This window comes from Tardisphaera saccharovorans, assembly GCF_046635845.1.
Lineage (GTDB): Archaea > Thermoproteota > Thermoprotei_A > Marsarchaeales > UBA168 > UBA168.
Window position 1 is genome coordinate 214,022 of sequence record NZ_JAQQXN010000001.1, and the last position, 13,345, is coordinate 227,366.

A 13,345-nucleotide genomic window follows, 5' to 3' on the forward strand; every position below is an offset into this window, starting at 1 on the left:
ACCTCGCCTTGTCGCTTCCCGACGGAGCGATAGTGATGTGCGGAGGAAAAGCGGAGAGGTTCGGCGGAAGGGACAAGGGCTGCATTTTCTTTCACGGCAAGCCCCTTGCGGAGAGGGTTGCGGAAGCGCTTAGGAGGTCGGGACTTAGCGTTCTGTTTGCTTTCTCCATTAGGACCGCGTGCTCGGCCGCTTACGCGAGTATGGTGGATGGCGTTAGCCTTCTGGAGACCCCCGGAGAAGGATACGTGGCCGACCTAAGATACGTTGCGAAATGGGCATCATCTCACGTGGGTTGGAGGAGAGCGCTCGTGGTGGGATGCGACATGCCCCTGTTCACCAAAGAAGTTACCCGCAAGCTCCTCGAGATGATGAAGGACGTGGAGGGACCTGTGGTTAACGTGGTGGTGAGCGGAAAGGAGCTTTCCTCTCTCGGCTTCGACGTCAAGGAGAGCGAACCCGTGACCTCCGTGAGCCTCATAGACCTTCTGGAGCTTTCGCTCTCTCCTCCCGACGTCGAGCTGCGGTGGGAAAGCTTGATCTACTCTCCGGCCCAGGAGGTCTGGGACTGCGACGATCAAAAATCCCTTGAGGTTTTTGAATCCCTCTGGAAAGCTCAGGGGGAGAAGGGAATGACCTCGTAGGTGGCTTCAAACCTCTCTTTGGGCTTGAGCACCTTAAGCCCTATGCCGTTGTTGAACGCGTTGCCAATAGCGGTCATTGGCTCTATGGCTATGGAATCGCGCGACGGTGGGGTGTAGATCTGGACGTATGGGTTCTCGTTAAGCTTGACCTTTATCCCTTTCCTCCTCCCATAGAGCTTCACATCACCCTCCGCCACGTAACACTCGTCGAAGGCCCTAGGGCCTATTTTTCCGGTGAAGCTTACGTCTTCTAGTTCTCCCGTTGGTATGAGGTCTACCGCCTTGAACCTCCCTTTTGACTTGCCCTCGAGGGTCCACTCCTCAAGCTTTCCGTCCACCAGGAAGTAGGGATGGGTTCCCATGGTCACTGGCATCTCTGACTTTCCAGAGTTCGTTACGGTGAGCCTAACCCAGAGCCCGTCCTTGGATATCGAGTACTCGGCCTCTGAGGTGAACTTAAACGGGTAGCCCGCATCGCAGGCGAAGTCGTATGAAAAGACGACGCCGGCCCCGCTCCTTGGGGCCCTGCTCGCCCCTTTTTCTCCAAAGAGGTAATCAGATCCCTTGTATATGGCCTTTATCTTCCATTCCCTTTCGGTTAAGAAGCCGTGCAGCGCGTTCCCCCTGGCTACCTCGTTTATGGGAAGTTGGAACGACCTTCCCTGGAAGGTATAGAGTCCTCCCTTCACCCTGTTGGCGAAGGGAATGAGGACCGCGCATCCAGCTCCCGTGGCATGGGACTCGAGCTCCTCGGGCGTCCTATGCCCCCTTATGTGCTCAAAGCCATCGAAGAGGAAGGAGTTGAGGTTGGCTCCGAGGTCTAAGGCCGTTAAGGAAAGCCCTTTTTCCAGCTCCGCGGTGACAGCCGAATGGGTGCCAAACTCCCTTACCAGCTCTTGCATATGTCCAAATCGGGAAGCCCTATAACCCTATCGCGCCTTCAGAAGAGGGCGCGAAGCCTTGCAAAGAAGCCCTTCTTCTTCTGGGGTTGAGGGGCTGGATCCTGATCTACCTGCGCGGATTGTGGGGCCTGTGCCGTTATGATAGGAGAACTCTCGGCTTGGGAAGGCGCCGGCGAGCCCGTTTGTGCGGCCGGGGCCGTGGATACCGTCGCCGCGACCGATGCCGAAGGAGCCGCGGCCAAGGGGGAAGGCTGCGGAGATGCTATGCTTGCCGGAGGGGGATTCGCGGGGACCTCTTGTTTTGGTGCTAGGATCTCCTCCCCCTTCTGGGTGACGAAAAGCGCGGTGGCCCTTCCCTTCCCTTGCTTCTTCTCAACAAAACCCAGTTCCTCGAGCGACTTGATTATTGTCGCGATGACGGGGCGAGAAACGTTGAGGTACCTCTGCACGTCGCTCACCTTGCATCCTGGGTTTTGTTTAATGTAGTTTAACGCTTCCGTCGATTTTTCTTCCATTTCAATGTTTTAGCCGTTCCCGGTATAAATATGCATCGCTGAAAGAAATGCATTGTAAATCATTGCGTAAATGCGAGCATCGCGCGGCTTACGCTTAAATCCGTACTTAAGGGGTTTCTCATGGAAGTATTGGTTCTGGGATCTGGTGGGACGGCGCCCTCGGGTACCAGGGCGTGCACTTCTTTTCTGGTTGATCGCTCGGTTCTCGTCGACGTGGGACCTGGCTCTGTTTTGAACATGAGGAAGTTCGGTGTAAACGTGAAGGACATAACTGCTGTGCTAGTGACGCACATGCATGGGGATCACGTCTTCGACTTCGCAGCCCTATTGTGGGCCATGGCAGCTGACGGAAGGAGGGAGCCTCTGGACGTGTTTGGACCGCAAGGGATATCACAAGCCATTGACTTCTTGAGGGTTGGTCCACTTGCGCCTGCCTTTATGCCTAGGAACTTCGTGACCTTTCCGTTAGAGGTGCACGAACTGAAGCCCGGCGCCTCTTTTTCCGTGAAGGAGCTTTCTGTGGTGACGGCGGCGGGCGAGCACCCCGTTCCTGACTTGGCTTACAGGATATCTGACGGGAGCAAGGCAATTGCCTGTTCGGGCGACACTGGTCCCTCTGATTCGGTGGCGAAGTTGGCTCGGGGTTGCGACATGTTAATTCATGAGAGCACGTTTTTAAAAGGAGAAGAGGCGGCCGCCAGAAGTACCGGTCACAGCACGGCGTTCGAGGCAGGACAGGTCGCAGTCAAAGCGGGCGTCAAGCTTCTACTTCTCAATCACGTGGCCCCTAGGCTTGCCGGCAGGGAGGATGAGATTGTGGCGGAGGCGTCTGGAGGGGGCATGAGAACGATCGTGGCATATGACGGACTTTCGATTCAACTCGAGTAGGGGTATCCTTACCCGCACAGAAGGAGACTTCTGAAACCGTAATCCCAAAGAAGTTAAATACCCCGTAAGGGAAAGGTTATGGGTTGGAGAGGCGGGCCTTACTGGGGAGGAAACTGGGGCAACGTTGGCCCCTTTTCAGTGCAGGAAATAATCAATATAGTCATAGCTTGGCTTGTGCTTGGCTTCGCCTTTGCTGATAGCTTGTCAGCGGGCGCCATAGCGCTCTCCCTCTCCACGTGGGGCCTGGCTTTCCTTTTTCACGAGATGTCTCACAAGTTTGCCGCCAGGCACTTTGGAAGGTGGGCCGAGTTCAGGCTTTGGTGGTGGGGATTGCTTCTCACGGCTTTCCTCGCGGCCATCCGCAGCCCCATACTGTTCGCCGCGCCAGGTGCCGTTTACATAGCTCAGGCCTACGGGTGGGATTACGGGAGCATAAGGAGGGAGAACGGAATAATAGCTTTGGCGGGGCCAGCAGCCAACGCGCTCCTAGCCGCTGTCTCCTTCCCTCTTGTGCTGCTTGGCGTTGCTCCCGCTTTCACCTCGACCTTGTTCCTGGTCAACGTGTGGCTTGGAGCTTTTAACATGATCCCGATACCCCCTCTTGACGGCTCAAAGGTCTTTGCCTGGAGTAGGCTTTACTGGGCGATTTTTGCCGCTGCGCTTTTCATCCCGATGATAGCGCTTTTCGTTATTTGACGAGAGGGCGAGAATGCCTGGAAATAAATTAGAAATAAAAAGGTTAAAAGCGACCCCGTGAAGAATTTATGAGCAAGTGCCCTTTCTGCGGAAAAGAGCTTCCATCTGACGATCTTTGGTACTGCCCCTACTGCGGCTCAAGGCTAAGGGATGCCAGCGGCAACAGGCTATTTCCCGTGACGCAACCGCCGAGCGATCAGACAAGCCAGCAATCGGCACCGGCATCGACACCGGAACCTGGATCAGGATCAGCACCAGCACCAGCACCGGAGCCAGTGACTGTACCTCCTTCAAACCAGGAGGTGTCACGGCCCGGAAGCCAGGGAGGCAAGCGCTGGCATGATTACTTCAAGGAGGCCTTTCAGGAGCTCACCAAAAGGGAAAGGTTGCTTTGGTTTCTCATAATATTTGAGTTCTTGGTTATAGCCACAATGATAGGAGCTGGGCAGCCGGTGCCTACGTCTCAGGCAACTGGTCTTGTGAAAAGCCTTAACGCGTCTATACCGTACTCCAGCGGAAAAGAGGCCATAGCCCTATCCATATTCAAGAACAACTACTACTTGGCACTACTTATGGATATTCCCCTGGCCGGTCCGGTCATGGCAACTTACGTTTCGTTTAACACAGGATACATGATGTCCGCGCAGGCAATTGTTTACTCGAACCAGACGAGTGTAGCGTTTACCGGCACGGACAGGTTTCTCAGCCTTATGGTGCTTCCCATATTCTGGCTGGAATTCGTGTGCTACACGGCGGCGGTGCTTGAGAGCCTTTACCTTTTGGTATCGCTTTTCACCAAGCGCTTTACGAAGGAGCTGTTCACAGCCATAATAGTTATAGTTGGAATAACGATCATACTCTTTATAAGCGCACAGTTAGAAGCCTTCGCTTACGTGTGATTTTTTTTTAAAAAAAAATTCGCAGGTACTTCTTGAGGGTATTTTCTATGTAGCTCTTCGGGTACGCACCGACTATCTGATCTACGACCTGGCCATTCTTTATGAAAAGAATCGTTGGAATGCCCTCTATGTAGAACCTCGTGGCTGTGGCCGGGTTTTCGTCCGTGTTTACTTTAGCGAAGGCTACCCTGTCCCCGTAGACCTTGCTCAACCCCTCGAGTATCGGTGAAACGATCCTGCAGGGGACGCACCAAGGAGCCCAGAAGTCGACCACGACGTAATCGTGAGAAGCCACGAATGAGTCAAAGGTTTCGTCGGTTAGATCTGTTGGTTTTGTGTTCTTTGCGGGCTTCGGTTGCTCTGGAGTTGAAATGATTTTCTTCAGAGTTTCCCTCTTTAACCTCTCCAGTTCATCGTCCTCTTCCATCTTCAATTAAAGCTATAACCCCATTATTAAGGGTTTTATTCGTTCATCTGGTTTTCTGAAAGGTGACCGCGTAATGGTACTGGAAATCGCGAGAGTCGAGTAGCGTGAAGCCATGTCTTGAAAACCGCTCAACCAGCTTTTCCTTACTTATCTTTTTGAAAGAAGGGGGCCCGAAGGGAGAATCGGGCTTGAACTCGATCAGCGTCACTTTGGAGTTTGCCCTTATCTTATCCAGAAGCTCCTCTTGGCAGCGCAGATCGTGATACGAGTTTGAGAAGAACACGTGAGTGTAGTCGTGCACATCGAGCCCGTCGCAGGCGTCGGCCCTCAGGAACTCGACGTTTGAAAGGCCTAGAGATGCGGCTTTTTCCTTAAGCTCCTCCAGATCGCGGGCGCTGTAGCCCGCATCTATCCCGTAGACCCTTGAGCATAAGGGCGCAAACTTGATTGTGTAGTAGCCGTTTCCCGATCCCACGTCGACTATCACGTCGTCCTTGCCTATCTTCATTAGGCTAATGACCTGATCCGTGGGGATTATCTTATCTCTTGCCTCATCGTTGACCCAGTGCCTTGCGTGAAATGGGTGCATTTTATCGAATAATATCTGTAACTCGATATATAAGCCTGCCTCTTATGCCGCGCTCAACCTCCTGAGCGCTTCTTCGATAGCCTTATCTAGTTGTACATCTCTTCCGCTTGCGTAGTCTGAAGGCGTGATGTCGACCGCGATATCGGGTTCCTCTCCCTTGTTCTCGAGGCCGAGCCCTATATCGTTGAAGAAGAAGGCGAACTGGGGTTGAGTTACGACGGTCCCGTCGACGAGTCTCCTCCTTGGGTTTATGCCAATCACTCCTCCCCACGTCCTCACGCCTATCAGGGTGCCGAGCTTCAGCATCTTGAACGCGTGAGAGAATATGTCACCATCTGAGCCCGTTGCTTCGTTCGCGAGCGCGACCATAACAGCTGGAGGCGCGTCTACCGGATAGGGCGTTGGCTTTCCGACTCTCGGTCTCTCCTCTCCCAGTCTCTTCCTGCTGAGCTTCTCCAACAGCAGGGAAGAGATGAAGCCGCCGCTGTTGTACCTCAGGTCGATTATGAGCCCATCTCTGTATGCCTCGGCCTTGTAGAGCCTATAGAACTCGGAGAAGCCCCTGCCTCCCATGTCGGGGATGTGAACGTAGCCAAGCTTTTCTCCAGACTTCTCGTGCACGTAGCCCTTGTTTCTTTCAACCCAATCCCTGTAAACCAGCGTCCTCTCGTCCTTCAAAACCCTTACGGAGACCCTCTGCTCCTTACCATTGTGAATGACCTTCAAGGATATCACGTCACCCCCTCTGTTTAGAAGGGCCTTTGAAGGATGCGTTTGCCCGTCCAGGGAAGCGCCGTCGATTTCGACAATCAGGTCTCCCACGGTCAGCCCGGCGGACTTGAGCGGCGACTTTTCCCCCTCGGTCGATCTGTCGCCCTCGAAAAGGCGGGTGATCCTGTACCCGCTCTCGGTTGCCTCGAATTCAGCCCCAAGTCCCCCCACGGTGTAAGGCCTGTCCAAGTCGTACTCACCTCCGATTTCGTACGAGTGCGACGTTCCCATTTCGCCTTGCATCTCCCTTATGAGATCTGAAAGCTCAAAGCGCGTCCCTATCCTCGGCAAAAGCCTCTCATACTTATTGAGCACCTGTTCCCAGTTCTTTCCCATTAGGTCTTCCTTCCAGTAGTTCTCGCGCATTAGCCTCCATGTTTCTTTGAGCATTTGGCGCCATTCGTCTTGAGGCTCAACGTAGACCTTTATCCTTGAGGCATCGATTATGCCGCTTTTCTCACCTGGTTCCTGCACGGAAAGGTCTGGCTTTCTCTCGGGGTCTACGACTCTGAGCTGCTCTCCTGCCCTCACGAGAAGAAGAGAGCCATTCGTGGAGAAGCCTGAAACGTTTGATATTAGCCTTTCCTTGCTGCCCGTTTTGACGTCAAATACGTCTATGGCACCTGAGGGCTTTCCAGGCTGCGCTTCGGCGGAGAAAGACAAGAGCGCGACCTTACTCTTCCTAAGGCCCGCTACCTTGGCGTAATTTCCCTCCTCTATGGGGAATGGCTCTATCCGGTCTTGAATTCCCTCGATTTGAACGGCGCTAATTCCTTTTTGCTCTTCTGGAGACTTTTCTCCCGCTTTTTCTGGAGGCTTCTCAAGATCGGTGCTTTTCACGAAGGGAGAGGGCCGTGGCGAAAGCGAGACCAGGTACGGCTTTACTGGTCTGGGAAAACCCATCTCAAATATGGCCCTGTCGAGGCTCGCGTTGAGGGACCTCGCCGAGAGGTAGTACAGGAAGTTGCCCTCTGGATCGAAGGAGGGAGAGAAGTCGTAGGCCGTAGGGCTTGTTAGAGGGTAGACCTTCCCGTCCTTGGCGTTGGCCAGCTTCAATGACTGCGTGAACGGCCCTTCTGGGAAAGAGTACGCGATCCACTCCGACCCTTCGTGCCAAGCCACCTCGGTTATGGGCCCATACTTACTGGAGTCGAGCAGCTTCGCAGATCCGTCACCCATATTGACGAGCCAGAGCTCGTTTTTAGCGGTTGATAGCGCCACGAAGCTGCCGTCAGGTGAGGGCTCAAGTGCCTCCACGGTCCCCAACTCTGCGATCTTCTTCGACGCTCCAGATAGCACTCCCTGGACTTCCACGGCCTCTGCCTCCCCCGTATCCGCAACCGCCACGACGGAGTCTCCCGAGGGAAGGAATTTGGGAAGCCTATACCTCACGCCGCTTCTGGAGCCAAGCTGTATCACTTCCCCTCCGAAGTTGCCCATGACGAAGGGCTTTCCCCTGACGCAGAGCAGGGAGGTCTTTCCGTTTGGGTGCAAAGAGTAGTCTTCCATGTTCTTAAAGACCTCCACGAACTTCGGCGAAGCGCCTTTCCTTGCGGAGGGTATGTCGACCTCGAGCTTTATCAGATCGTTCCCTCTGAGCAGGTATAGGTCGCCGCCCGCGTGAAACACCAAAGAGGTCCCGTCGGAACTGGCGTTCCTAGCGTAGAACTCGGCCAGGTTGGTATGGCGTCTCAGGTCTTCCCCTCTGACGTCCGCGGAATAAACGTTGCCATTTCCTTCGTGGTCGGATATGAAGTAAACCCTGCCCCCTACGAAGCAGGGGGACGTCAAGTTTCCCTCAAGCTGTTCGAGGAACCTAGTGAATTCTCCGTTTCCGTCCCTGTCTATCCACAGCTTTCCGCGCATCCCGCCCCTGTACCTCTTCCAATGGGTCAGGTCGTAAGTATACCTGCCTATTACGGTAATTTGGCCATGCCTCGCGATCGCGCTCGCGTTGCCGTAAGGGAGCCTAGTGGGTTGGCCCCCAGAGAGGCTGACCTCAAAGAGCTCGGTCCAGCGAGAAAAGGGACGATGGTAATCAGAAGAAACGATCACCTTATCCCCATTCCATCCGACCACCTCGGTGTAAGGGCTTCCGAAGTAGGTCAGCCTTATGGGTGTGCCTCCATCGATCGGTATGACGTAGACTTCCGAGAGAGATTGCTCTCCTAGCTGCTTTCTCGAGAACGCGACCCAGTTTCCATCTGGAGATATCTTTGGCCTGGTCGCTATGCCCAAATCCGATGTGAGCCTTACCGCCTCCCCTCCCCTTATCGAGACCTTCCAAACGTCGTCATCGGAGGTGAAGACTATTTGATCGCTTCTTATATCAGGGTAAAGGTAGTAGCCCTTCATGAAGGATTTGAGCGGTGATATATAATGGTTTTCCAAGTCCCTGAGGCCGTCAAGGTTAAGGGTTGAATGTGACCATAAAAATCACGGAAGTATGTCTATGCCGCTTATGGGTGAGGGAAATTGGGTTGCGCAAGGGATTCCCTTTGCTTTCCATGGGCGTTATCCTTAAAACGGACGCCGGATCGTTTCGGGGATGTTCTTCAGCTGCGACCTGATTCGCAATCGCGATCTCAGCGCGTTCACGAACGTGGCTGACCTAGCAAGAGCTACAAGCTTGGGATGCGCAAGCGCTCCAGAGGGGATAAAGGAGTCTCATGAAGGCGACGGGAAACCCAAAAGCCCTGCTCCTGAAAATGGGGCGGCTGATAGTAGCATGAAAGCGCTTCAGCTCAGGCCGACGCTCAGGGTCTACCTAATCAGGTTCATTTTGGCATTCGCGGTCTTTGCACTTGTAATGGGCGCGGCGCTGTTTTACAGGCAGGCCTTGCTTTCCTTGCGCGATGGTCGCTACTTGCTCGCGATGATCTTGGGTTTGGACGCTGTCTTCCTTGTTGCCGAAGTGCTGCCTCCTCTCATTTACGTTAGGTCCCATTCGTATTTCGTGGGCAGCGGAAAGGTGGAGGCCAGGGTAGGCGTGTTTTCGAGGTCGGTTAGGGCGATAAGCATACCGCAGATCAGGGAAATAGAGGTTAGGCAGGGCGCAATGGGAAGGCTCATGGGTTATGGTGACGTGAGAGTGCTCAGCGGGCTGGGCGCGTCTGAAGACATATTTATGAAATCGGTTAGAAATCCCATGCGCGTAAAATCACTCATAGAGGAGCTCATGGGCCATAGCCCAGCGTCTGGGGAAATTATGCAAGAGAAAAACGAAAAATAGGTTTCAGGATAGGCCTGCTGCTTGCATGGCCTCTTTTACTCCCTTTCCATCCATAACGATGGACCTAAGGGCTTTGCTTATCTTTAGAGGCTCCTTGTGCTGCCATACGTTCCTTCCCACGGCCAGGCCTGCTCCTCCAGCATCTATCACTCCCTTTACCTGCGTGAGAAATGCCTCGTCGTTGGCAGCCTTAGGTCCTCCGGCCATGAATACCTTTACCTTGCCAGCGGATTTAACTACCCATTTGAAGTTCTCAGGGTTACCTGTGTACTCGACCTTCACCGCGTCGGCTCCGAGCTCCAAGCCAACCCTTGCCGCGTAAGCTACCACGTCGGGGGCGAACTGGTCCTTTATGGAGTGGCCTCTCGGGTAGCTCCACAGCACCACCGGCACGTCAAGCCTGTGGGCTTCCCTCACGATCTCTCCGAACTCGCTGAACATCTCTCTCTCGAAGTCGCTGCCCGCATAAACCGTGTAACCGACAGCCGCAGCGCCAAGGCTAAGCGCCTCTTCCACGGTGCACACGGCCCTCGACACCGGATCGCCCTCTCTGAGCTTGGTTTTGCCATTGAGCTTGAGGATGAGCGGTACCCTTCCGTTGTAGTACTTCTCGGCAACTCCCTTGTGGAATACCACAGCCTCAAACTTACCCTTTTCGGCTATGTCCATTATGAAAGCTGGGTCGACGCTTGTCTCGTTGAAGTCGGTGGGCCCGTGTTCTATCCCGTGATCGTACGCGAGAAACAGGGCCTTTCCAGTTGGAGCAATCTTATAGATCAGGTTGTCTTTCATTTTCCCAAGAGGTGAGATGGGATGACGTAAATGCGTTGCGGTGGTCCGTCGGCGTATGGGTATTTCGGTCTTGCCTCCCTGCCTTTTGTTCATGGTGATCCTGAGCATTCCCTCCTTGAAGGATACCCTTATGGTTGAGGAGTCGGCATCGTCAGGGAGCGTGAACTCACGGTCATATACCACGCGGTTGTAACTTCCGTCATCGCTTGTGTACTCGTTTTCCGCGTGTATTAACACGGTATCGTCGTCAAGGTATATGTGGATGTTATCTTTGTTGACGTGAGGAAGGTCAACGGTAACGAGGTAATAAGTCCCTCTGTCGATGAGGTCTGCAAGTGGTTCGTACCTAAAGGGCTTGCGTATGCTCATGGTTGCTCACCTCAAGTGTACATGAATGAGCCGGATGGCCTTCCCGTTGAGGCCACCTGCTGCATTATCTGCTTGGTCTTCATCCTTATCTCCTCTGACTGCTTAATTAAAGAATCTACGTCAACCTTTATGGGGTATATCTTTGAAAGGGCCGTCAAGAGGACGGCGGCTGCTCCTGGATCGGGGAGCCTGGGGTAGGCGTTGGCGTAAAAGGCGTTGACCGGGATTTCCTCTCTTATCCCGCCTATCATTAACTGTGCGTAAACCCCCATGAGAAGCCCACCGTCGAGGGGATATATCCCGACATCGCTCATCTTCTTCACGGCCTCTGGGCTCGATGACACGAAGTACACGCTTGGTTGGGCCTCCTCCTCATACCTGTCCTCGCTTGCAAGTCCCCCTATGGTCACGATCTCCTTCGCGGAGATCTTCTTTGCTACCGACAACACGCTTTCCCCAACGACCTTCGAGGCCTCAACTGGGATAGGAACCTCGGCGGTTATGATGGCTATTCCCGATCCCGCGAAGAACTGAACAGGAGAAAAGGGAAGGCCAGAGTGCACCACCGCGGTAGGAGGCATGTAATCTCCCAAATCTATCCATCCCATGCCTTGGAGCTTCATGTCGTGAACTATCTGGTTCGCGGCTATGAGCCCCACCAACCCCGCGTCTGGGAGGCCAACGAATAGCGTGTTGGCCTTTTCTTGGAGCCTTTCTATGTGGATTGAAACGCTCTGCATGAGATAAACCCTGCTTAGGAGTTAAGTCTAGCGGCCTATTGTATGATCGTTAAATATATAATCCCGTATAATAAGATTTCATGCCAGAAATCAGAGTTGCGCTTGCTGGAGTTGGAAACTGCGCATCGGCGTTGGTACAGGGCGTCGAGTACTACTCGCGTACTGGAGATGACACGGGGTTAGCGCACCCTCTCCTTGGAGGGTACCGCGTGCAGGACATAAAGTTCGTGGCCGCCTTTGACGTGAACAAGGATAAGGTAGGGCTAGATCTTGGACAGGCCATATATGCTCCTCCGAACAACACCGTGAGGCTTTTCAATAACCTCAAGTTGGGAGTGAAGGTCGAAAGAGGGCCCACCCTTGACGGGCTTGGAAAGTACCCAAGGAGGGTCATAGGTGAGTCCGAAGAGGCGCCCGTGGACGTGGTCGAGACCCTGAAAGAAAGCAAGGCCGACGTGCTCATAAATTACGTGCCGGTTGGTTCCACAAAGGCAGCGCAGGCCTACGCGCGCGCGGCCATGGAGGCAGGCATAGGCTTCATAAACGCCATGCCCGTGTTCATAGCGTCGGATCCCACGTGGGCAGCGGAGTTTGAAAAGAGGGGATTGCCGATCGCGGGAGATGACGTGATGAGCCAGATAGGGGCAACGGTCGTGCACAAGACGCTTGTGAAGCTCATGGCTGACAGGGGGGTTAAGGTAGATGAAACCTACCAGCTGAACGTTGGGGGTGACATGGACTTCATGAACATGCTCGAGGAAGAGAGGTTGAAAGACAAGAGGGAGAGCAAGACGTCAGCGGTCAGGGCAATGACCAACTACCCGGTTCCCACAAGGATAGGCCCATCTGACTACATCCCGTTCCTTGAGAATCAGAAGATATGCTACGTCTGGGCAAAGGGAAGGTACTTCGCGGGAACGCCGGTAACCATCGAGCTCAAGCTCTCTGTGACGGACGCTCCAGACAGTGGAGGAAGCATGGTCGATGCCATAAGAGCTGTGAAGATAGCACTTGACAGGAAGGTGGCTGGGCCGCTGGTAAGCGCCTCTGCCTATACCTTTAAGCACCCTCCAGTGCAGATGCCCTACGAGGAAGCCGAGAGGAGGCTTCTGGATTTCGCTGAGGGGAAGGTTCCTCGCTGACGTCCTTTCCTACTTCCCAAAGCTTTTCAAAGACCAGCTCGGTGAGGTTTATGAGGGGAAGGGAATCGGTGAAAAGGGCGGAAAGCGACCCTAGGTAAATTAGCACCACCACGGAGCGCGAATCGGCTACCAGAAGCCCCAGTGGAACGTTTGAAATCAGCTTTACCTCTATTCCCCTTTCGGCATGCAAGTACTTGAGCGAGGACTTGTCGACCACCAGCTGAAGCTTGAGACCGGTCTTTATGAGACTTTCCATGAGTAATTGTATCAGTTTTCCCTCTTTTTCTCCCACGGGAGGAACTATGGCCTTCAGGGAGAACTTCGCCTCCTTTATGCAGCTGAGGGCGCGCGCTAGGGCCGCTTCTTGATCTCTTACGATCTCGACCGTTGCCCTTTCCACGCCATCTTGAACGGTCATGAGGGGAGCAAGGGCGCGAGCCAGCGAGTCAAGCCTTGCAGATTCCTCGTAGGTTCTCTTTTTCTTCAGCAGTTCCAGCGCCTCCACGGGATCCCTTGGGCGGTATACGGCGGGACGCGACCCCTCTCTTATGACGAGTCCCTCGTTTTCGAGCTCCTTAAGCACGGAGTAAATTTTCGAAAAGGGTACCCTAGTGGAGCTCGCCAGCTTTCTCCCATCGGCCTTCCCCATCATTAGAAGGGCGACGTAGGTCTCTGCCGCGTATCCTGAGAACCCTTCCTCCTTGAGAAGGTCTATGATCTCCTTATGTTCAGGCATTTCATA

At 54.0% G+C, this 13,345-nt stretch carries 14 protein-coding genes; 6 read left to right on the top strand and 8 right to left on the bottom strand.

Annotation, left to right across the window (positions count from 1 at the left end):
• Nucleotides 1-8 precede the first annotated feature (8 nt).
• Nucleotides 9-641, top strand: a complete 633-nt coding sequence (locus PRZ02_RS01125; protein WP_449464016.1) for an NTP transferase domain-containing protein — start codon at nt 9-11, stop codon at nt 639-641.
• On the opposite strand, the gene PRZ02_RS01130 is transcribed toward PRZ02_RS01125, so the two are convergent.
• Nucleotides 614-1,543 (bottom strand): aldose epimerase family protein, encoded by a 930-nt coding sequence (locus tag PRZ02_RS01130; RefSeq protein WP_449464017.1) that lies wholly within the window; start codon nt 1,541-1,543, stop codon nt 614-616. The genes PRZ02_RS01125 and PRZ02_RS01130 overlap by 28 nt on opposite strands.
• 38 nt (nt 1,544-1,581) lie before the next feature.
• The gene (locus PRZ02_RS01135) at nt 1,582-2,058 is read right to left on the bottom strand and encodes a MarR family transcriptional regulator (protein WP_449464018.1); all 477 of its coding nucleotides are present in this window, start codon (nt 2,056-2,058) and stop codon (nt 1,582-1,584) included.
• A gap of 120 nt (nt 2,059-2,178) precedes the next feature.
• Here PRZ02_RS01135 and PRZ02_RS01140 point away from each other — a divergent pair, with 120 nt between their 5' ends.
• From PRZ02_RS01140 to PRZ02_RS01150, 3 genes are all read left to right on the top strand, one after another.
• Nucleotides 2,179-2,946, top strand: a complete 768-nt coding sequence (locus PRZ02_RS01140; RefSeq protein ID WP_449464019.1) for an MBL fold metallo-hydrolase — start codon at nt 2,179-2,181, stop codon at nt 2,944-2,946.
• A gap of 78 nt (nt 2,947-3,024) precedes the next feature.
• Nucleotides 3,025-3,642, top strand: a complete 618-nt coding sequence (locus tag PRZ02_RS01145) for a site-2 protease family protein (protein WP_449464020.1) — start codon at nt 3,025-3,027, stop codon at nt 3,640-3,642.
• Between the two features lie 68 nt (nt 3,643-3,710).
• Nucleotides 3,711-4,541: a hypothetical protein gene (locus PRZ02_RS01150; protein WP_449464021.1), complete on the top strand. Its 831-nt coding sequence runs from the start codon at nt 3,711-3,713 to the stop codon at nt 4,539-4,541.
• A 7-nt stretch (nt 4,542-4,548) separates the two neighbouring features.
• Here PRZ02_RS01150 and trxA read toward each other — a convergent pair whose 3' ends face one another.
• From trxA to PRZ02_RS01165, 3 genes are read right to left on the bottom strand one after another with little or no spacing between them, the layout of a single operon-like run.
• Nucleotides 4,549-4,968, bottom strand: coding sequence for a thioredoxin (gene trxA / locus PRZ02_RS01155; RefSeq protein WP_449464022.1), 420 nt, complete (start codon nt 4,966-4,968; stop codon nt 4,549-4,551).
• A gap of 43 nt (nt 4,969-5,011) precedes the next feature.
• A complete protein-coding gene (locus tag PRZ02_RS01160; RefSeq protein WP_449464023.1) occupies nt 5,012-5,557 on the bottom strand; it encodes a class I SAM-dependent methyltransferase in 546 nt (181 codons plus the stop codon).
• A gap of 42 nt (nt 5,558-5,599) precedes the next feature.
• The gene (locus PRZ02_RS01165; protein ID WP_449464024.1) at nt 5,600-8,683 is read right to left on the bottom strand and encodes a S41 family peptidase; all 3,084 of its coding nucleotides are present in this window, start codon (nt 8,681-8,683) and stop codon (nt 5,600-5,602) included.
• A gap of 193 nt (nt 8,684-8,876) precedes the next feature.
• Here PRZ02_RS01165 and PRZ02_RS01170 point away from each other — a divergent pair, with 193 nt between their 5' ends.
• Complete coding sequence (locus PRZ02_RS01170; RefSeq protein WP_449464025.1) at nt 8,877-9,560, top strand: PH domain-containing protein; 684 nt, start codon at nt 8,877-8,879, stop codon at nt 9,558-9,560.
• Between the two features lie 3 nt (nt 9,561-9,563).
• Here PRZ02_RS01170 and PRZ02_RS01175 read toward each other — a convergent pair whose 3' ends face one another.
• Complete coding sequence (locus PRZ02_RS01175; RefSeq protein ID WP_449464026.1) at nt 9,564-10,721, bottom strand: 2-amino-3,7-dideoxy-D-threo-hept-6-ulosonate synthase; 1,158 nt, start codon at nt 10,719-10,721, stop codon at nt 9,564-9,566.
• Nucleotides 10,722-10,732: 11 nt separating this feature from the next.
• Nucleotides 10,733-11,461, bottom strand: coding sequence for a proteasome assembly chaperone family protein (locus tag PRZ02_RS01180; RefSeq protein ID WP_449464027.1), 729 nt, complete (start codon nt 11,459-11,461; stop codon nt 10,733-10,735).
• An 80-nt stretch (nt 11,462-11,541) separates the two neighbouring features.
• On the opposite strand from PRZ02_RS01180, the gene PRZ02_RS01185 reads away from it, so the two are divergent.
• A complete protein-coding gene (locus PRZ02_RS01185; RefSeq protein ID WP_449464028.1) occupies nt 11,542-12,603 on the top strand; it encodes an inositol-3-phosphate synthase in 1,062 nt (353 codons plus the stop codon).
• Here the strand turns inward: PRZ02_RS01185 and PRZ02_RS01190 are convergent.
• The gene (locus PRZ02_RS01190) at nt 12,521-13,339 is read right to left on the bottom strand and encodes a TrmB family transcriptional regulator (RefSeq protein ID WP_449464029.1); all 819 of its coding nucleotides are present in this window, start codon (nt 13,337-13,339) and stop codon (nt 12,521-12,523) included. The two genes, PRZ02_RS01185 and PRZ02_RS01190, sit on opposite strands and share 83 nt — an antisense overlap.
• Between the last annotated feature and the right edge of the window lie 6 nt (nt 13,340-13,345).